The organism is Streptomyces sirii, assembly GCF_045690365.1.
Lineage (GTDB): Bacteria > Actinomycetota > Actinomycetes > Streptomycetales > Streptomycetaceae > Streptomyces > Streptomyces sirii.
On record NZ_CP147982.1, the window covers coordinates 3,369,707 to 3,388,354 of the forward strand.

General features: G+C 72.2%; 14 protein-coding genes. 8 read left to right on the forward strand and 6 right to left on the reverse strand.

Annotated features, from left to right (window positions below):
- Positions 1-27 precede the first annotated feature (27 nt).
- The 5 genes from WAB15_RS15195 to WAB15_RS15215 form a co-directional block, all read right to left on the reverse strand.
- Positions 28-1,005: an acyl-ACP desaturase gene (locus WAB15_RS15195; protein WP_407286580.1), complete on the reverse strand. Its 978-nt coding sequence runs from the start codon at positions 1,003-1,005 to the stop codon at positions 28-30.
- A gap of 272 nt (positions 1,006-1,277) precedes the next feature.
- Positions 1,278-1,520, reverse strand: a complete 243-nt coding sequence (locus WAB15_RS15200; RefSeq protein ID WP_393486828.1) for a hypothetical protein — start codon at positions 1,518-1,520, stop codon at positions 1,278-1,280.
- A gap of 59 nt (positions 1,521-1,579) precedes the next feature.
- Positions 1,580-3,277 carry an alpha-L-fucosidase gene (locus tag WAB15_RS15205; protein WP_407286581.1) on the reverse strand — a complete coding sequence of 566 codons (1,698 nt, stop codon included), beginning with the start codon at positions 3,275-3,277 and terminating at the stop codon, positions 1,580-1,582.
- 127 nt (positions 3,278-3,404) lie between these two features.
- Positions 3,405-5,543: a 4-alpha-glucanotransferase gene (malQ, locus tag WAB15_RS15210; RefSeq protein WP_407286582.1), complete on the reverse strand. Its 2,139-nt coding sequence runs from the start codon at positions 5,541-5,543 to the stop codon at positions 3,405-3,407.
- Between the two features lie 6 nt (positions 5,544-5,549).
- Positions 5,550-5,819, reverse strand: coding sequence for a hypothetical protein (locus WAB15_RS15215; protein ID WP_399146765.1), 270 nt, complete (start codon positions 5,817-5,819; stop codon positions 5,550-5,552).
- 484 nt (positions 5,820-6,303) lie between these two features.
- Between WAB15_RS15215 and WAB15_RS15220 the strand changes: the two genes are divergently transcribed.
- Complete coding sequence (locus WAB15_RS15220) at positions 6,304-9,255, forward strand: beta-N-acetylglucosaminidase domain-containing protein (RefSeq protein WP_407289228.1); 2,952 nt, start codon at positions 6,304-6,306, stop codon at positions 9,253-9,255.
- Between the two features lie 87 nt (positions 9,256-9,342).
- Here WAB15_RS15220 and WAB15_RS15225 read toward each other — a convergent pair whose 3' ends face one another.
- Complete coding sequence (locus WAB15_RS15225; protein ID WP_018538909.1) at positions 9,343-9,879, reverse strand: HNH endonuclease; 537 nt, start codon at positions 9,877-9,879, stop codon at positions 9,343-9,345.
- A gap of 286 nt (positions 9,880-10,165) precedes the next feature.
- Here WAB15_RS15225 and WAB15_RS15230 point away from each other — a divergent pair, with 286 nt between their 5' ends.
- From WAB15_RS15230 to WAB15_RS15260, 7 genes are all read left to right on the forward strand, one after another.
- Positions 10,166-11,257, forward strand: a complete 1,092-nt coding sequence (locus WAB15_RS15230) for a mechanosensitive ion channel family protein (protein ID WP_399146766.1) — start codon at positions 10,166-10,168, stop codon at positions 11,255-11,257.
- A gap of 346 nt (positions 11,258-11,603) precedes the next feature.
- On the forward strand, positions 11,604-12,746 hold the full coding sequence (locus WAB15_RS15235) for an ROK family transcriptional regulator (RefSeq protein ID WP_407286583.1): 1,143 nt from the start codon (positions 11,604-11,606) through the stop codon (positions 12,744-12,746).
- Between the two features lie 118 nt (positions 12,747-12,864).
- A complete protein-coding gene (locus WAB15_RS15240; protein WP_407286584.1) occupies positions 12,865-14,205 on the forward strand; it encodes an ABC transporter substrate-binding protein in 1,341 nt (446 codons plus the stop codon).
- Between the two features lie 58 nt (positions 14,206-14,263).
- Positions 14,264-15,217, forward strand: a complete 954-nt coding sequence (locus WAB15_RS15245) for a carbohydrate ABC transporter permease (protein ID WP_407286585.1) — start codon at positions 14,264-14,266, stop codon at positions 15,215-15,217.
- 6 nt (positions 15,218-15,223) lie between these two features.
- Positions 15,224-16,126 (forward strand): carbohydrate ABC transporter permease, encoded by a 903-nt coding sequence (locus tag WAB15_RS15250; RefSeq protein WP_407286586.1) that lies wholly within the window; start codon positions 15,224-15,226, stop codon positions 16,124-16,126.
- A 234-nt stretch (positions 16,127-16,360) separates the two neighbouring features.
- On the forward strand, positions 16,361-17,602 hold the full coding sequence (locus WAB15_RS15255) for a 6-phospho-beta-glucosidase (RefSeq protein ID WP_407286587.1): 1,242 nt from the start codon (positions 16,361-16,363) through the stop codon (positions 17,600-17,602).
- A complete protein-coding gene (locus WAB15_RS15260) occupies positions 17,593-18,615 on the forward strand; it encodes an N-acetylglucosamine kinase (RefSeq protein WP_407286588.1) in 1,023 nt (340 codons plus the stop codon). The genes WAB15_RS15255 and WAB15_RS15260 overlap by 10 nt, the downstream gene beginning before the upstream one ends.
- Positions 18,616-18,648: the final 33 nt, after the last annotated feature.

Sequence of the window (18,648 nt, forward strand, 5' to 3'; positions counted from 1 at the left end):
CTGAAAGATGCGTGGCCGACGGCCGCCTTACCTGCGGGCTTCCCGGCGGGCGAGGATGGCCGCCTGCCGCTCGTCGAACTTCCGCGCCTGGCCGTCCAGACCGTTCATGAACAGCCCCAGCTCCTCCTGCGCCGCCAGGCCGGCCGTACCCAGACCGCCGATCTCCAGCACCTTCAAGAAGCGCAGCACCGGCTGCAGCACATCGTCGTGGTGGATGCGCAGGTTGTAGATCCCGCCGATGGCCATCCGGGCTGCGGCCCGCTCGAAGCCGGGCATGCCGTGACCGGGCATCCGGAAGCCGGTGACCACATCGCGTACGGCACACATGGTCTGGTCGGGGGCCAGCTCGAACGCCGCGCCCAGGAGGTTGCGGTAGAAGAGCATGTGGAGGTTCTCGTCCGCGGCGATCCGGGCGAGCATCCGGTCGCAGACCGGGTCGCCGGAGTGGTGGCCGGTGTTGCGGTGCGAGATGCGGGTGGCCAGCTCCTGGAATGCGACGTACGCCACCGAGTGCAGCATGCTGTGCGAGTTGTCGGCCTCGAAGCCCTCCGACATGTGGGCCATGCGGAACCGCTCCAGCTCGTCGGGGTCGACGGCCCGGCTGGTGAGCAGGTAGTCCCGCATCACGATGCCGTGCCGACCCTCCTCGGCGGTCCAGCGGTGCACCCAGGTGCCCCAGGCACCGTCGCGCCCGAAGAGGGTGGCGATCTCGTGGTGGTAGCTGGGCAGGTTGTCCTCGGTGAGGAGGTTGACCACCAGGGCGATCCGGCCGATGTCGGTGACCTTGGACTGCTCCGGGGCCCAGGCCTCACCATCCTCCAGGACGCCGGGGAAGTTCCGGCCGTCGCTCCAGGGGACGTACTGGTGCGGCATCCACTCCTTGGCGACCTTCTCGTGCCGGTTGAGTTCCTTCTCGACGACCTCTTCGAGTGCGTAGAGCAGCTGGGCGTCGCTCCAGGCGGCCTGGCCGCGCTCTCCGTTATGGCGGGCGGGGGCGATGGTCACGGGGGAACTCCAGGGGGACGATGACCTACGGGGCCGTAGGTTGGACCTACGGCTGCGTAGGTTACGTCATCGTAGGTTAGGTCCGGTTAAACGCGAACCCCTCACAAACCGGCCGAAAATCGCTCGATAGCCGCCTCGCAACCCCTTTTTCACCTGCGGAAATATCCAGGTACGACAAAGGGCGCCCCTCGGTTCTTGTCACCGATGGGCGCCCTTGAGGCGTCACTCGTGCCCCGTACCGACCGCACCGGCGGCCGTGGGGCGAGCAGGTCCTAGGACTGGGCCTGCTTGCGGGACTTGTCACTCACGATGACGAGTCCGGCGATGATCAGGAAGATCACGATGGGGGCTACGACATAGAGGCCGAGCGTCTCGATCACGCTCAGACCCGGACCCGGGTCGTCACCATCGTCGCGGGTGAGCGCAAACGCGGGGGACGACATCAGCAGCATCAGCGCGGTGCCGGCGGTGATGGTTCCGGCGCGCAGGACATTCTTATTGACCTTGTTGCTCACGAAGTCAACGTATCGGACGCCCCGCCGCCCCGCGCGCCCGGGGTGGCGCAACGGGCCCGTCAGCCACCCGCTCCCCGGGCGAGGTGCAGGGTCACCGGTGCGAGCCGGGTCCGCCCGCGGGCCTCGGAGACGACGACCCGTACGGCGTCCGCGGTCACCGGCCGCGGCAGCGCGAGGATCCGCCGGTGCCCGATGGTGGTGCCGCCCGCGAGCGTCGTCCACGTCCCGCCGGTCCGCGCCTGTACGGCGAAACGCTCGACCCGCTGGCCGTAACGGATGTCCTCCGCGAGCCCGATCCGGTCGAAGGTCCAGGGCCCCGGGCCGGCCGCCCGCAGGTCCCTGCCGTAGGTCTCGCGCACGGCCGCCCCGAAGGCGGTGAGCGAGGCGACGTCCTCGGCGGCCATCCGGCCGTCACCGGCGGGCGGGACGTTCAGCAGCAGCGAGGCGTTGCGGCCCACGCTCCTTTCGTAGAGGTCCATCAACTGCGCCGGTGTCTTGGGCCGTTCACCGGGGTGGTGGAACCAGCCCGGCCGCAGCGAGACATCGGCCTCGGCCGGATACCACTGGAGGTACCGGGTGGTGGGCGCCAGCAGCCGGGCGCGGGAGCCGATGTCGGGGTCGGTGGAGTCGTTTGGCAGCCCGCCGGCCATGACGGTCCACGGGTCGGCCTCGGAGGGGGTGACGCTCCACTCCGTCTCGCGGGCGACGCCGTCCTCGTTGCCCACCCAGCGGGCACCCTGCGGCCCGGCGAAGACCACGGTGTCCGGGGAGAGCCGGTGGATCAGCCGGAACCACTGCGCGACCTGGTACTTCTGAGTGATGCCGGAGTCCGTCCAGGGGTTCGCGCCGTCCAGCCACAGCTCGTCGAGGGGCCCGTACTGGGTGAACAGCTCGTAGACCTGGTTGAGGTAGTAGGCGTCGTAGTCGTCCGCCCGGACGCGGAAGACCGGCAGCCGGCCGCTGCGGACGGCGGCGGCCCGGTCGTCACCGGGGACGAGAGTGGGGATGGTGCGCTCGGTGACCTCGCTGCCGTTGCCGAACCGGCCCAGGCCGCGCGGCGCGTGCGCACCGTCCTCCAGCGCGACCCGCTCGGGCGGGCTGAGCGGCTTGCCCTCCTGCTGCTTCTTGCGGATCTCCTCGACCCACCGGGCGTGCCAGGCGTGCGGGAGTTCCGCGCCGTCGGACGGCGAGAGGTAGATCCCGACCTTCAGCCCGGCCTTGCGGGCGGCCTTGACGTAGGCGCCGACGACATCGGGGCGGCCGGGGCTCGCGGCGACGGAGTGCGGGGTGTAGCGGCTCGGGTAGAGCACGAAGCCGTCGTGGTGCTTGGCGGTGAGCATCACCTGCTCGGCACCGGCCGCCTTGTAGGCGCGCATCCACTGGTCGGCGTCCATGCGCAACGGACGTAAGGAGCCGGAGCGGGCGGGCCCGGTGAGGTCGAAGAGCCTCTCGTCCTCGGCGCCGGAGCCCCATTCACGGCCGGTGAAGGTGTTCATCCCGAAGTGGGTGAAGGCGGTGACCTCCCGGCGCTGCCAGGCGAGTTGCCCCTTGGTGGGGACGATATGGGCGGCCTTGTCAATGATCCGCTCGGGGGTGTCGCAGGGCTCGACGGCCATCTGGGAGGCCGGGCGTACGGGCCGGTCGCAGGGGCCGGCGGCCGGCGGCGACTGGGCCTGGGAGCTGTGGACGGGGACGAGCGCGGCGGCCGCGGCCAGCGCGAGCGCGCACAGCGTCCGCCGGGTGCTGCGAAGAGCCATGGTTCCCTCCACCTCGCCGAACCATGACGAGCACGAGCACAGCCCGAATGGTCGGATGTCTGGATGGTGTCCAGGGCATGGTGCCGGACGGCGGGAGAGACCGGAAGGGTGTGCGCAGCACCGGGATTCAGCGCAGTCCGTACGACAGTTCCCGCATCAGCGCGTGGAGTCGGGGCGAAGCCGCCAGCTCTTCGAGGGTCTGCGGACGTCCCTCGGGGCCGGCAATCGGGAGGCGCCAGTTCGGGTATTCATCCCATGTCCCCGGGAGGTTCTGCGGGCGTCGGTCGCCCACCGCGTCGGGCAGCCACACCCCGACCATCCGCGCCGGGGTGCGCAGCAGGAAGCGGTGCACGGCCTTGACCGCCGCCTCCTCGTCGCCCGCCCCCTCCGGCAGCAGCCCGCGCCGCACCAACTCCCCCAGCCACTCGGCGAGTTCGTAGGCCGCCCGGGACCGCTCCCGCTCCGGCGGCCCGGCCAGCAGCCCGAGCCGTTCCCGCAGGGCGACGTCCTCGCCGGCCAGGCGGGCGGCGGTGGACGGCAGATCGTGGGTGGTGACGGTGGCCAGGCAGGCGCTGCGCCACTCGTCGGGGGCGAGGATGCGGGCCTCGGCGGCGGGCTGCGGGTCGGCCGCCGCGTCGGCGTCCCCGGCCGACTCGCCGTCCCCATCCCCGTCCCCTGCACCGTTCCCGTAGTCCCGCTCGAACCACAGCACCGACGTGCCCAGGACGCCCCGTTCGGCGAGTTCACCGCGCACTCCCGGCTCGACCGTGCCCAGATCCTCGCCGATCACCGCGGCGCCGGCCCGGTGGGCCTCCAGGGCCAGCACCGAGAGCATCGCCTCACCGTCGTAGCGGACGTACGCGCCCTCGGTCGGCGGCCGGCCCTCGGGGACCCACCACAGCCGGAACAGCCCCATCACATGGTCGATCCGCAGCGCGCCGGCGTGCCGCAGCAGTCCGCCCAGCAGCTCGCGGTACGGGGCGTAGCCCGCGGCGGCCAGGGCGTCCGGGCGCCACGGCGGCAGGCCCCAGTCCTGGCCGCGGGCGTTGAACGCGTCCGGCGGCGCCCCGATGGACATGCCCGCGGCGAACGCGTCCCGCTGCGCCCAGGTGTCGGCGCCGGAGGGGTGGACGCCGACGGCGAGGTCGTGCACCAGCCCGACCCCCATCCCGGCGTCCCGCGCGGCCCGCTGCGCGGCGGCCAGCTGCTGGTCGGTGAGCCAGGCGAGCCGGCAGTGGAAGTCGATCCGCGCCAGCAGCCGCGGCCGCAGCCGGGCCGTGCCCGAGGAGCGCGGATCGCGCAGCTCGGCGGGCCATGCGCGCCAGTCGGAGCCATGGCGCTCGGCGATCGCGCACCAGGTGGCGTGGTCCTCCAGCGCCCGCCCCTGTTCGGCGAGGAAGTCGCAGTAGGCGGCCCGCCGGCCCGGCGTGAGCGGGACCGCCGTCAGCAGCTCCAGGGCCTCGCGCTTGAGCGCCCAGACCGCGTCCCGGTCGATCAGCGCGCCGCGGTCGAGCACCTCGGCGCGCAGCGCACCGGCGCGGGCGGCCAGCTCGTCGGCCCGTAAGCGGGCGGCGCCGGCCAGCTGGGCGTACTCCGGGACGTGTTCGATGCGCAGATGGACCGGGTCGGGGAAGCGGCGGGAGGAGGGGCGGTAGGGCGAGGGGTCGGTGGGCGGGCCGGGGACGGCCGCGTGCAGCGGGTTGAGCTGGACGAAGCCGGTGCCCAGCGCACGTCCGGACCAGGCGGCGAGGTCGGCCAGGTCGCCGAGGTCGCCCATGCCCCAGGACTGCCGGGACAGCAGGGAGTACAGCTGCACCAGGAAGCCGTGGCTGCGGCCGGGCGGTGCGGGCACCCGGTCGGGCGCGACGATCAGGTGGGCGCGGGCACGGCGTCCGTCGGGGGCGTGGGCGCGGAGCGTGTGGACGCCCAGGGGCAGCCGGGCCAGCTCCCGCGGACCGGGCTCGGCCAGGCCGCCGGGGGCCTCCCCGCCCTCGGGCTCCACCCTCAGGACGGTGCCTTCGGGGAGACCGGCGAGGTCGGGCGGCCGGCCCGGGCGGGCGACGACGGTGGGGGGCAGCAGGGCGCGCCCCGGTCCGTCCTCGTACGCGGCCAGGGCGGTGCGTACGGCGTGCGGGGTGGAGGCGTCGACCCCCAGTGCGGCGAGCACGGCGACGACGGTGTCGTCGGCGATCTTGATGGTCCTGCCCGGTGCGGGTGCGTACGACGTGGCGACGCCGTGCAACCGGGCGAGCCGAGCACGCCCCATGGGCTCTCAGACCTCCATGGACTCCGTGCCCAGGCCGGTGGCCGTCGGCTCGCTGGTCAGCGGCAGCTCGGCGGCGATCGGGACCTCGCTGGTCAGCGGTGCGGCGTCGGCGAGCGGGGGCTCGCTGGTCAGGGGCGGCTCGACGAAGCTGAAGGAGCCGGAGCCGTCCAGGCCGGAGTCGGGGTTGGACACCCCGTCGAAGAGATCGGACTCCACCGTCGCACCTCCCGGTTTGGAGGACAGGGCGTCGAGGAGCAGTTGAGCGGACGCGGCCACGAAGGCCTCCCGTTCATCGATAGTGGGACACGTGGGCCCTACCCACTCGGCACGATCGCAGACGCATCTGCTCACGAAACGTGACCCACGTCACATTATCCCCTACGCAGGCGATTTCACTGCCGGGGACACCCGCGAACATACAGAACACGCCACAACCGGCCTCCGCGACGGAAGTCCTGCGGACCGGCCGCCTCGCGCGCACCCGCCCGGAGCACCGGCCGTACGCCCGCGTCCGCACAGCCGTCCGGACCCCGGCATCGCCCGGTTGACACCCTCACCGCCACAATGGTGGGCTCACGGCCGAAGGTCTGTCCGAACGGACATCGGCGGGAAGACGGGGCGCCGGTGGAAGCCGGCGAGTGATGGACGGGGACGAGGAGCAGCCGTGCGAGGCCGGGGCGTGTGGAGCGTCGGAAGAATCGGTAGGAGCGGCAGGGGGAGCGGCGCGGGCGCCCGCGCGCGGGCGGCGGGGACCACCGCCCTGGCCGCCGCGGTCATCGGTGGGCTGCTGGGCGGGGTGCCCAGCGCCCAGGCGGCGCCCGCGGACCCTGCCATCGGCACCCCCGACCAGCCGGACCGGCCGGCCGGCGCCGGGCGGCTGCCCGCGGTCTGGCCGCGCCCCCAGTCGCTGCAGGAGCTCGGCACCGCCGTGCCCCTGGGCGGCGAGGCGACGCTGGTGGCCGCGCCGGACACCGACCCGTACACCTTGGACGTGCTGCGCGTTCTGCTGCGGGACGCCGGGGTGCGCACGGTCCGCCGGCAGGCGCCCGGTGAGCGGCCGCCCGCGGCCGGGCCGGTGATCCTGGTCGGCGGCGAGCCGGCCGAGGAGGCGCTGCGGGCGCTGCGCGCACCGGCCCGCGGCGATCTGCCCTCCGGCGGCTACCGGCTGGCCGTGGGCCAGGTCGGCGGCCGGGACACGGTCGCGCTGGCCGGCGTCGGCCCGGACGGCCTCTTCCACGCCGCGCAGACGCTGCGGCAGCTGGTCACCGACGGCGCGGACCACGACGGGGGCGGACGGCAGCTGGCATCGGTGGTCGTACGCGACTGGCCCGGCACGGCGGTGCGCGGCACCACCGAGGGGTTCTACGGCCAGCCGTGGAGCCGGGCGCAGCGGCTCGCCCAGCTGGACTTCCTGGGCCGCACCAAGCAGAACCACTATCTGTACGCGCCCGGTGACGACCCCTACCGCCAGGCCCGCTGGCGCGACCCGTACCCGGCCGCGCAGCGCGAGGACTTCCGGGCGCTGGCCGAGCGGGCCCGCGCCAACCACGTCACGCTGGGCTGGGCGCTCGCCCCCGGCCAGGCGCTGTGCTTCTCGTCCGAGGAGGACCTGCGGGCGCTGCGGCGCAAGGTGGACGCGATGTGGGCCCTGGGGGTGCGCTCCTTCCAGCTGCAGTTCCAGGACGTCAGCTACGACGAATGGCACTGCGGCGCCGACGAGGACGCCTTCGGCACCGGCCCCGAGGCGGCCGCCAAGGCACAGGCCCGTGTCGCCAACGCGCTCGCCGGCCATCTGCGCGAGCGGCACCCGGACGCCGCGCCGCTGTCGCTGATGCCGACCGAGTACTACCAGGACGGCTCCACGGCGTACCGCAGCGCGCTCGCCGAGGCGCTCGGCGACCGGGTCGAGGTGGCCTGGACCGGCGTCGGGGTGGTCCCGCGGACCATCACCGGCGGCGAACTGTCCACCGCCCGCCAGGCGTTCGGCCACCAGCTGGTCACCATGGACAACTACCCGGTCAACGACTACGCGCAGGACCGGATCTTCCTCGGCCCCTACCGCGGCCGTGAGCCGGCCGTCGCCACCGGCTCCTCGGCGCTGCTCGCCAACGCCATGCAGCAGCCGCTGGCCTCCCGCATCCCGCTCTTCACCAGCGCCGACTACGCCTGGAACCCGCGCGAATACCGCCCGGCGGAGTCCTGGGAGGCGGCCATCGACGACCTGGCGGGCGGCGCCCCCCGGGCCCGCGCCGCCCTGCGCGCGCTCGCCGGCAACGCCTCCTCCTCGCTACTGAACCGCGACGAGTCCGGGTATCTGCGCCCCCTGATCGACCGCTTCTGGGAGACCCGCGAAGCGGCGGTCAACGGCGGCCGGCCCGGCAAGGACCCCGACTACGCCCGGGCGGCCAAGGCGCTGCGCGCCGCCTTCCACACCATGAGTACCGCCCCCGGGAACCTCGACTCGGACCTGGCCGCCGAAATCCGGCCCTGGGCCGAGCAGTTGGCGCGCTACGGCAGCGCCGGCGAGCAGGCCGTGGACGCGCTGACGGCGCAGGCCCGGGACGACGGCGACGCCGCCTGGTCGGCCCAGCGCGCGGTGCAGCGGCTGCGCAAGGAGGCCGAGCGGAGCCCGGCGACGGTCGGCAAGGGGGTCCTGGCGCCGTTCCTGCAGCGGGCGATGACCGAGGCCGACGCCTGGACCGGCACCCGCGGCAACGCCCCCCGCCCCACCGAGGGCGCCGACCCCACCTCCCTGACCGTCCCCTTCGAACGGGCCCGCCGGCTGGCCGCGGTCACCGCACTGACCGACCCGGGGCCGTCCGCGGGCGGCGTCCAACTGGAGGCGCATGTCCCCGGCGAGGGCTGGCGCCGCCTCGACCGGCTCTCCGCGACCGGCTGGACGGAGTCCCACACGCCCCGGCTGCGCGCCGACGCGGTCCGGCTGACCTGGGCGAACGGCGAGGAAGCCCCGTCCGTGCACGCGCTGACCCCGTGGTTCGACGACACCCCGCCGGCCGGTCTGGAGCTGTCCCGCAAGGAGGCGGACGCCCAGACCGGCGGCAGTGCGACGGTCGACGCCCGGCTCTTCTCCCGCCGCCCGGGCGATGTCCGCGAGAAGCTGACGGTCAAGGCGCCCAAGGGCTTCACCGTGCACGCGCCCAAGGAGGTCACCGCGCCGCGCGGCGGCACCGCCACAGTCCGCATCGGCATCGACGTGCCCGAATCCGCCGCCTCCGGGACGTATGAGATCCCGGTGTCCTTCGGCGGCGAGGAGCAGACGCTGTCGCTGCGCGCCTATCCGCGCACCGGCGGCGAGGACCTGGCGCGCGGCGCCGCCACCTCCTCCTCGGGGGACGAGACCGCCGACTTCCCGGCCTCGGCCGCCACCGACGGGAACCCCAAGACGCGCTGGTCCTCGACCGACGACGACGGCGCCTGGCTCCAGTTCGCGCTGGCGCACCCGACCCGCCTGGGCCGGCTCGTGCTGAACTGGCAGGACGCCTACGCGGCCCGCTACCGCATCCAGGTCTCCGCGGACGGCCGCAGCTGGCGCACCGCCGCGACGGTGCGGGACGGCAAGGGCGGCCGCGAGTCGGTCAGGATGGACGCGAAGGATGCCCGCTTCATCCGGATACAGGGCGACAAGCGGGCCACCCGGTTCGGATACTCGCTGTGGTCGGTGGAGGCGTACGCGGTCGAGGACCGGGGATAGCGCTCCAAGGCGGCGGGCCGTGTGCCGCCGCCGTGCGGACGAAGCGACGCTCCGTCCGCACGGCGGCCCACACGTACAAAGGCCCGGCTACGCCGATACGGCGTCGATCCGGGCCAAGGCGTCATCCGCGCCGTACGGCTGCAAATACGGCAGCCAGCGCGGATCGCGATGGCCCGTGCCGATGATCCGCCACGCCAGTCCTGACGGCGGGGCGGGTTGATGACGCAGCCGCCAGCCGATCTCGGCGACATGACGGTCTGCCTTGACGTGATTGCACCGCCGGCAGGCGGCGACGACGTTCTCCCAGGTGTGCTGACCGCCGCGACTGCGCGGGATGACGTGGTCGACGCTGGTTGCGACGCCACCGCAGTACATACAGCGCCCGCCGTCACGGGCGAACAGCGCCCGGCGGGTCAGTGGCACGGGGCCTCGAAAGGGCACCCGCACGAACCGCTTCAAGCGGACCACACTCGGAGCCGGTACGACACGGGTCGCGCTGTGCATCAGGGCGCCGGACTCCTCGAGGCTCACAGCCTTCTCATTGAGTACGAGGATGAGCGCGCGGCGGAGCGGTACGACGCCGAGCGGCTCGTACGACGCGTTGAGGACCAGGACATGCGGCACGGGTGCCTCCTTGTACGCCGGCGGCGCGTGGCTCGCGCCGGGACGATCTCCCCACAGTGTCCCCCGGTGCCTGGTCGGAGCGCCACCATGACCGAGTAACGGGCCGGAGGTGTTTTCCACCACACCCCCGTACTTCCCCGCGGATACGGCTCATTTCGACCGCCCTGGGACCTCCCGGCTCGAACACGGGCACGGACCGCCCCCGTTGCCCCGTTAGTGTGGATGGCCTGCCCGGCCCCCGGGGCCCCTCGGTCCGGGTCTGCTGTCCCACACGGAAGGTTCGACTGTGTTCTGGTCCGCTTCGCCGGTCGCCACCGCGCCCCTGCGCGCGGCCGCACCCGACTCCACCGGCCCGACCTCGCTCGACGAGGCCACACAGAAGGCCACCAACGCCGCCGGCTGGGTGCAGGAGAACTGGGGGACGTGGCTCACGTCCGGCCTGCAGATCCTGCTGATCATCGTGATCGCGGTGGTGCTGCGCCATGTGATCCGTCGCACCATCACCAAATTCATCGAGCGGATGAACCGCACCGCGGCCGCCGCCCAGGGCACCGCGCTGGGCGGTCTGCTCGCCAACGCCGAGCGGCGGCGCCAGCGATCCGAGGCCATCGGCTCGGTGCTGCGCAGCGTCGCCTCCTTCGTGATCATGGGTACCGCCGCGCTGACGGTGCTCTCCGTGCTCCAGATCAATCTCGCGCCACTGCTGGCGAGCGCCGGTGTGGCCGGCGTCGCCATCGGCTTCGGCGCCCGCAACCTCGTCACCGACTTCCTCTCCGGCGTCTTCATGATCCTTGAGGACCAGTACGGCGTCGGCGACGAGATCGACGCGGGCGTGGCCACCGGCACGGTCATCGAGGTCGGTCTGCGGGTCACCAAGCTGCGCGGGCCCAACGGCGCCATCTGGTACATCCGCAACGGCGAGGTCAAGCGGATCGGGAACCTCAGCCAGGGCTGGTCCACGGCGTCCGTCGACGTCGTGCTCGCCGCGGACCAGGACCTGGAGCGCGCCCGCGACACCATCACCGCCGCCGGTGAGGAGATGTCCAAGGCGGAGCCGTGGAACGAGCGGCTGTGGGAGCCGGTGGAGGTGCTCGGCCTGAGCGAGGTGCACCTGGACCAGGTCACCCTCAGCGTCTCGGCCAAGACCATGCCCGGCAAGGCCCTGGGTGTGGAGCGCGAACTGCGCTGGCGCATCAAGCGCGCCCTGGACGCCGCCGGCGTCCACCTCGCCCCCCGCCCCGCCCCGGAAGAGGAGGAGCCGGCGACCCCGGCGGACCCCACCGCCGCCATGGGCGCCCCCTCGGCCCTCAACAACCCGACGTCCGCGCAGTCCCTGGCGACCGACCCGATAGCGGCGCCGCCGAAGCTCGGGAAGTAAGCCGGGCGAAGTGACGCCGGGCGCCTGACGCGCCGCACAAGGGGCGGCCGCGATCCATGTCGCGGCCGCCCCTTCGCCGTACCCGCCCACTTTGAGCCTTCCACGGCCCGCCGGCCGTGCCCGCCCGACTCTCCCGCCGGCCGTGCCCGGCGTACTCCGCCCGCAACTCACCGTGCTCACCCCATTGACGCCGCCCCGGCCCACGACCTACCTTCCTGTCCATCGATTGGAAGGTTTCCTAACAGATGCTCGGTGGCCGCCGCGGCCGCCGACGAACGGGGTGACGGTCATGGCCGGCGGGCAGCAAGCGCAAGGGACCCCTGGGACGCCGCGGGTCCTGCGGGCCATGAACGACCGCGCCGCGCTCGATCTGCTGGTGTCGCAGGGACCGCTGACCCGTACGCAGATCGGCGCGCTGACCGGACTGTCCAAGCCCACCGCCTCGCAGCTGCTGGCGCGCCTGGAGGCCGCGGGGCTGGTGCGGACGACCGGGAACGTGACCGGGCGGCCCGGGCCCAACGCCCAGCTGTACGAGATCGACCCGACGGCGGCGCATATCGCGGCGCTGGCGGTCGACCAGCTGGGGATCACCGCCGCGGTCGCGGACATCACCGGGCGGGTGCTCGGCGAGGAGCGGGTCGGGACCGACGCCGTGGACGAGGCGGCGCCGAACCGGACGGCGCAGCTGGTCGCCAGGGCCGTCGACGGCGCGCTGGCCAAGGCCGGACTGGGCCGCGCGGACCTGCACGGGGCGGTGATCGGCACACCCGGCGCACTGGACCCGCAAACCGGCCGGCTGCGCTACGCACCGCATCTGCCGGACTGGCACTCACGGGCGCTGAAAGAGGAGCTGGCCGAGGTGCTGGGCACCCCGATCACCATCGAGAACGATGTGAATCTGGCGGCGGTCGCCGAGCAGCAGGACGGGGCCGCGCAGGACTTCGACGACTTCGTGCTGGTGTGGGCGGACGAGGGGGTCGGTGCCGCCATCGTCCTCGGCGGTCAGCTGCTGCGCGGCGCCACCGGCGGCGCGGGCGAGATCGGCTATATGCCGCTGCCCGGCGCACCGTTGGCCAGGGGCGGCGACCGCAGCGCCGCCCAACCGGACGCCGGCGGCGGCTTCCAGCGGCTGGTCGGCTCGCCGAGCGTGATCGCGCTGGCCCGGGAGTACGGGGCCGCCGGCACCCGTACGGTCGAGGAGGCGCTGGACCGCGCCGACGTACGGGCGGAGGTCGCCCGGCGGCTGGCGACGGGGCTCGCGGCCGTGGTCGCGGTCGTCGACCCGCGGCTGGTGGTGCTCTCCGGCGAGGTCCCGCAGGCCGGCGGGGAGGCGCTGCGCGCCCTGGTCGAGGAGGAGTTCACCGGACTCGCGCTGCCCCGGCCCGAATTGCGGCTGAGCGATATCGGCGGCAATCCGATTCTCATCGGCGCACTGCAAACGGCGCTCACGGACGCCCGCAACGCGGTGTTCGACACCACCACCGGCTGAACCGCCCCTCCCCCGCACGGCACACACGGCCCCGGCACGGAAACGCACGGCCCAGCAAGGCACCGCACACCCCGTCGCGCCACTTCCCCCACCCACCCCGCCGTAAAGGAAGTCCGCCATGCCGATTTCGCGTCTGCGCATCCGGGTGTCAGCGGCGCTGGCCGGCGCCGGGCTGCTCGTGTCGGGCTGCGCCAATCCGAGTGTCGGCAGTGACCGTGACGATCCCACCAAGCCGGTCACGCTCACCTTCTGGCACGGCTGGTCGACCCCGGGCGAAATGAAGGCCATCAACGACAGCGTCGCCCGCTTCGAAAGGACGCACCGCAACATCACGGTGAAAGTGGTCCCCAATGTCACCGACGAGACCATGAACCAGGCGCTGCGGGCCGGCGGGGACGACGCACCGGATGTGGTGTCGTCCTTCACCACCGGCAATGTGGGGCAGTACTGCTCGTCGGGGATGTGGGCGGACCTCGATCCGTTCCTGAAGAAGACCGGTGTGGACAAGGAAAGAGTTTTCCCCAAGACCCTGCTGGAGTACACGAGTTACCGAAAGAGGCAGTGCGCCCTGCCGCTGCTCGCCGATTCCTACGGGCTGTACTACAACAAGGACGCCTTCAAGGAAGCCGGGATCACCCGGCCGCCGCGCACCATATCGGAGCTGAAGCGGGATGCCGTCAAGCTGACCCGGCGCACCGACGACGGCTCGTACCGACGGGTGGGCTTCATGCCCGACTTCCGGCTCTACCAGAACAGTCCGGACCGGTTGTTCGCCCAGTGGGGGCCGTCCTACTTCGACCGAAACGGCAAGGCCCGGCTGGCCGAGGAGCCGGCGACCAAGGAATTCCTCACCACCGCCCGCGAACTGGTCGACGCGCAGGGCGGCTACGGTCCGCTGGAGAGGTTCCGCACCACCTTCGGCGAGGAGATGTCCTCGCAGAACGCGTTTCTGACGCAGAAGCTGGCCATGCACATGGACGGTGAATGGCGCGGGCTGATGCTCCGGCAGGCAGAGGCGAAGTTCGACTGGGGCACCGCGCCGATGCCGGTGCCGGACGACCGGGCCGACACCTACGGGCGGGGCTATCTGACCGGCACCGTCGCCGGTATCGCGCACAGCAGCCGGCATCAGAACGCGGCATGGGAACTGGTGAGGTTCCTGACCGTGGACACCGATCAGGTGGTCCGGTTCGCCAACGCCATCCATAACGTGCCGTCGACGAAAGCGGCGCTGAAGTCGCCCGCACTGGACAGCGACCCGACGTTCCGCACCTTCCTCGATATCGCGCAGAACCCGCACAGCGTCGCCCTGCCGCCCTCCACCAACGGCGGGCAGTACGTCACCGCGCTACAGGACTTCTGCTACGACGTCGAGGCCGGAAGGGTCCCCGACCTAGAAGCGGGCCTGCGCGCACTCGACGACCGGATCGACGCCGACAACCTCCAGTCCGAGAACTGAACCGGCGAAACCCGCACCGCCTCCCCGGACCGACTCCGAGAGCTGACGGAGAACCGCCATGGCAACCACCACCCCCGCGCCCGCGCTACGACGCAAACGCACCCGCGAGCGGCTGCGCACCCTCGGCTTTCTCTCCCCCTGGCTCATCGGCTTCTCGGTCTTCTTCGGCTATCCGCTGATCGCCACCGTCTACTTCTCCTTCGTGCACTACAACCAGATCGAACCGCCCGATTTCGTCGGGCTGCGGAACTGGAAATACGTGCTGACGCAGATGCCGCTTTTCGGGCCCGCGCTGTGGAACACGCTGTGGCTGGTCGTGGTGATGGTCGCGCTGCGGGTGCTCTTCGGGCTGGGCATCGGCCTGCTCGTCACCAAGCTCAAATCGGGCGTGGGGTTCTTCCGTACCGCCTTCTACCTGCCGTATCTGGCGCCGCCGGTGGCCGCCACCGTCGCCTTCGTCTTCCTGCTCAACCCCGGCACCGGACCCGTCAACGAGATCCTCGGGGCGCTCGGCATCCCCGCGCCGTCCTGGTTCAACGACCCCACATGGGCCAAACCGTCGCTGGTGATGCTGTCGCTGTGGGGCATCGGCGACCTGATGGTGATCTTCATCGCGGCGCTGCTGGACGTACCGAAGGAGCAGTACGAGGCCGCCGAGCTGGACGGGGCGGGCCCCTGGGGGAAGTTCCGCTATGTCACCTGGCCGGCCATCACCCCCATCGTGATGTTCGCGGTGGTCACCGGCGTCGTCCAGACCATGCAGTACTACACCCAGGCGCTGGTCGCCGGGAAGCTCGCCTCCGGCGTCTCCATCGGCCCCGGCACCGTCATACAGCCCGGCTACCCGGACCACTCCACCCTCACCGTCCCGCAGCTCGTCTACTCCCTGGGCTTCCAGAACTTCAACACCGGCGCGGCATGCGCGCTCTCCCTCGTGCTCTTCGTCATCGCCATGGCCGTCACCACCCTGCTGATGCGCAAGCGCTCCGGTCTGCTTGCGGCGGAGGACTGATCCGAGATGACCACCACGACGCTCCCCGCCCGCCCCGCCCCGGCCCGTACCGGCACGACCGGCGGCCCGGCCGCCCGCGCCCGCCGCACCCGGCTGCTGCACTGGATCGCCGTCCACTCCCTCGCCGTCGCGACCGCCCTGTTCTTCCTCCTCCCCTTCGTCTTCGTCTTCCTGACCTCCGTGATGAGCGACGACCAGGCGATGAGCGGCGAGCTGTGGCCGCACGAGTGGCACTGGTCCAACTACGGCACGGTCTTCCAGACCCCCGGGTTCGTGGACTGGTGGAAGAACTCCCTGCTGTACGCGGGCCTGGGCACCCTGTTCACCGTCTGCTCGGCCGTCCCGGTCGCCTACGCACTGGCCAAACTCCGCTTCCGCGGCCGCCGCACCACGATGATCCTGGTCATCTCCACGATGATGCTGCCGCCGCAGGTCATCGTGGTCCCGATGTATCTGGTCTGGGCCCAGCAGCTGCACCTCTCGGGCTCGCTGTGGCCGCTGATCATCCCGATGGCGTTCGGCGACGCGTACTCGATCTTCCTGCTGCGGCAGTTCCTGCTGACCATCCCTCAGGAGTATCTGGAGTCCGCGAAGGTCGACGGCTGCGGCGAGCTGCGCACCCTGCTCAAGATCGTCGTACCGATGGCCAGGCCGGGCATCGCCGCCATCGCCCTCTTCCAGTTCTTCTACTGCTGGAACGACTACTTCGGACCGCAGATCTACGCGGCTCAGAACCCCGCCTCCTGGACGCTCTCCTACGGGCTGGAGTCCTTCAAGAGCGCCCACAGCGTCAACTGGAACCTCACCATGGCCGCGACGCTGCTGGTCATGGCCCCGGTCGTCCTCATCTTCTTCTTCGCACAGAAAGCCTTCGTCGAAGGCGTCACCCTCACCGGAGTAAAGGGCTGATCCCGTATGCCGCCGTCTTCGTCTCCCACTCCCTCCACCTCGTCTGCCTCGTCCCTCTCCTCTACTCCTTCCATCTCCTCCACTTCTCCGGCCTCCTCCGCCTCATCCGCCTCATCCGCCTCATCCGCCTCATCCGCCTCTTTCCCTTCTTCCGCTCCTTCCGCTTCTTCGGAGCCCTCTGCTCGGGGAGGGCTTCCCGAGGGTCGGTCCCCGCGCCCCGGCGTCAAACTCGCCGTGGTCGGCGGCGGCTCGACCTACACCCCCGAACTCATCGACGGCTTCGCGCGGCTGCGTGACGTCCTGCCGCTCAAAGAGCTCGTCCTGATCGACCCGGCCCTGGACCGGCTGGAGAAGGTGGGCGGTCTCGCCCGGCGGATCTTCGCCAAACAGGGCCACCCGGGCACGATTTCGTGGACCCACGACCTCGACGCCGGGATCGACGGCGCCGACGCCGTCCTGCTGCAGCTGCGCATCGGCGGCCAGGACGCCCGCAACCAGGACGAGACCTGGCCCCTGGAGTGCGGCTGCGTCGGCCAGGAGACCACCGGCGCGGGCGGCCTCGCCAAGGCGCTGCGCACCGTTCCCGTGGTCCTCGACATCGCCGAGCGGGTGCGCCGCCGCAACCCCGACGCCTGGATCGTCGACTTCACCAACCCCGTCGGCATCGTCACCCGCGCACTGCTCACCCACGGCCACAAGGCCGTCGGCCTGTGCAATGTCGCCATCGGCTTCCAGCGCAAGTTCGCGAAGCTGCTGGGCCTCTCCCCCGACCAGGTCGAGCTGGAACACATCGGCCTCAACCACCTCACCTGGGAGCGGTCCGTCCGCGTCGCCGGCGAGGACGTCCTGCCCGCGCTCCTCGCCGAACACGGCGACGCCATCGCCGACGATCTGCGCCTGCCCCGCCCGCTCCTCGACCGCCTCGGCACCGTTCCCTCCTACTACCTGCGCTACTACTACCAACACGACGCGGTGGTACGGGAGTTGCGCAGCAAGCCCTCCCGCGCCGCGGAGGTCGCCGCCATCGAGCGGCAACTCCTCACGCTCTACCAGGACCCGGCGCTCGACGAGAAGCCGGAGCTGCTCGCCCGGCGCGGCGGCGCCTTCTACTCCGAAGCGGCCGTGGCACTCACCTCCTCCCTGCTGGGCGACACCGGCGACACCCAGATCGTCAACGCCCTCAACAACGGCACCCTCCCCTTCCTCCCCGACGACGCCGTGATCGAGGTCCCCGCAACCGTCGCCGCCACGGGCCCGACCCCGCTCCCCGTACGCCCCCTGGAACCGCTCTATGCCGGGCTGATCGCCAACGTCACCGCCTACGAGCACCTGGCCCTGGAGGCGGCCCTGAAGGGCGGACGGGACCGGGTCTTCTCCGCCCTCCTCTCGCACCCCCTCATCGGCCAGATCGACTACGCGGACCGGCTCACCGACGAGCTGATTGCGCACAACCGGGAGCACCTCACGTGGGCCTGACCGGCACGGCGCTCGCCATCGACGCGGGCAACAGCAAGACCGACGTGGCACTGGTGGCCGCCGACGGCAGGCTGCTCGGCACGGCGCGCGGCGGCGGCTTCCAGCCCGCCGTGGTGGGCACCGCCCGCGCGATCGACACGCTGGCTCCCCTGGTGGAATCAGCCCTCGCCCAGGCCGGGATGACCGGCGCCGGACCCGTCGACCACCTCTCCGCCTTCCTCGCCAACGCCGACCTCCCCGTCGAGGAGACCGCTCTCACCTCCGAAATCGCCCGCCGCGGCTGGTCCCACACGGTCTCCGTCCGCAACGACACCTTCGCTCTGCTGCGGGCCGGACTACCCGACGACGGGGAGCCAGTGGGCGTCGCCGTGGTGTGCGGGGCCGGCATCAACTGCGCCGGCCTCGGCCGCCACGGAGCCACCGCCCGCTTCCCCTCCATCGGCCGGATCTCCGGCGACTGGGGAGGCGGCTCCTTCCTCGCCGACGAGGCCCTGTGGCACGCGGCCCGCGCCGAGGACGGCCGCGGCACCCCGACCGAGCTGGCCCGTGCGCTCCCCGCCCACTTCGGCCTGACGACCATGCCGGAGCTGATCGAGGCGCTCCACCTACGGGGCATCCCCGACCGACGCCGCCACGAACTCGCCCCGGTCCTCTTCGCCGTCGCCGCCTCCGGCGACCCCGTCGCCCGCGGCATCATCACCCGGCAGGCCGAGGAGATCGTCCTCATGGCCACCGTCGCCCTGCAACGCCTCGACCTCCTCACCGAACCCACCCCGGTGGTCCTCGGCGGCAGCGTCCTGGCCGCCGGCCATCCCCTCCTCCACGACCGCGTCCTCCGCCTCCTCTCCGAACGCGCCCCCAAGGCGGTGCCCCACGTCGTCACCGCACCACCGGTCCTGGGCGCGACCCTCGACACCCTGGACCGGGCGGGTGCCGAGGCGGACGCCTATGGGCGGCTGAGGCGGGCTTGGGAGGAGAGGGGACCTGGGGCGGGCGCGGGCTTGGCGACATGAGCCAGGGCGCCCGTCCCCTTTCGCGGCCTTCGC

Coding starts and splice junctions, on each gene's coding strand:
- WAB15_RS15205 (WP_407286581.1), bottom strand. CDS start 3,277: ATGGCTCTTCGCAGCACCCGGCGGACGCTGTGCGCGCTCGCGCTGGCC.
- malQ (WP_407286582.1), bottom strand. CDS start 5,543: ATGGGGCGTGCTCGGCTCGCCCGGTTGCACGGCGTCGCCACGTCGTAC.
- WAB15_RS15235 (WP_407286583.1), top strand. CDS start 11,604: ATGAACGACCGCGCCGCGCTCGATCTGCTGGTGTCGCAGGGACCGCTG.
- WAB15_RS15240 (WP_407286584.1), top strand. CDS start 12,865: ATGCCGATTTCGCGTCTGCGCATCCGGGTGTCAGCGGCGCTGGCCGGC.
- WAB15_RS15245 (WP_407286585.1), top strand. CDS start 14,264: ATGGCAACCACCACCCCCGCGCCCGCGCTACGACGCAAACGCACCCGC.
- WAB15_RS15250 (WP_407286586.1), top strand. CDS start 15,224: ATGACCACCACGACGCTCCCCGCCCGCCCCGCCCCGGCCCGTACCGGC.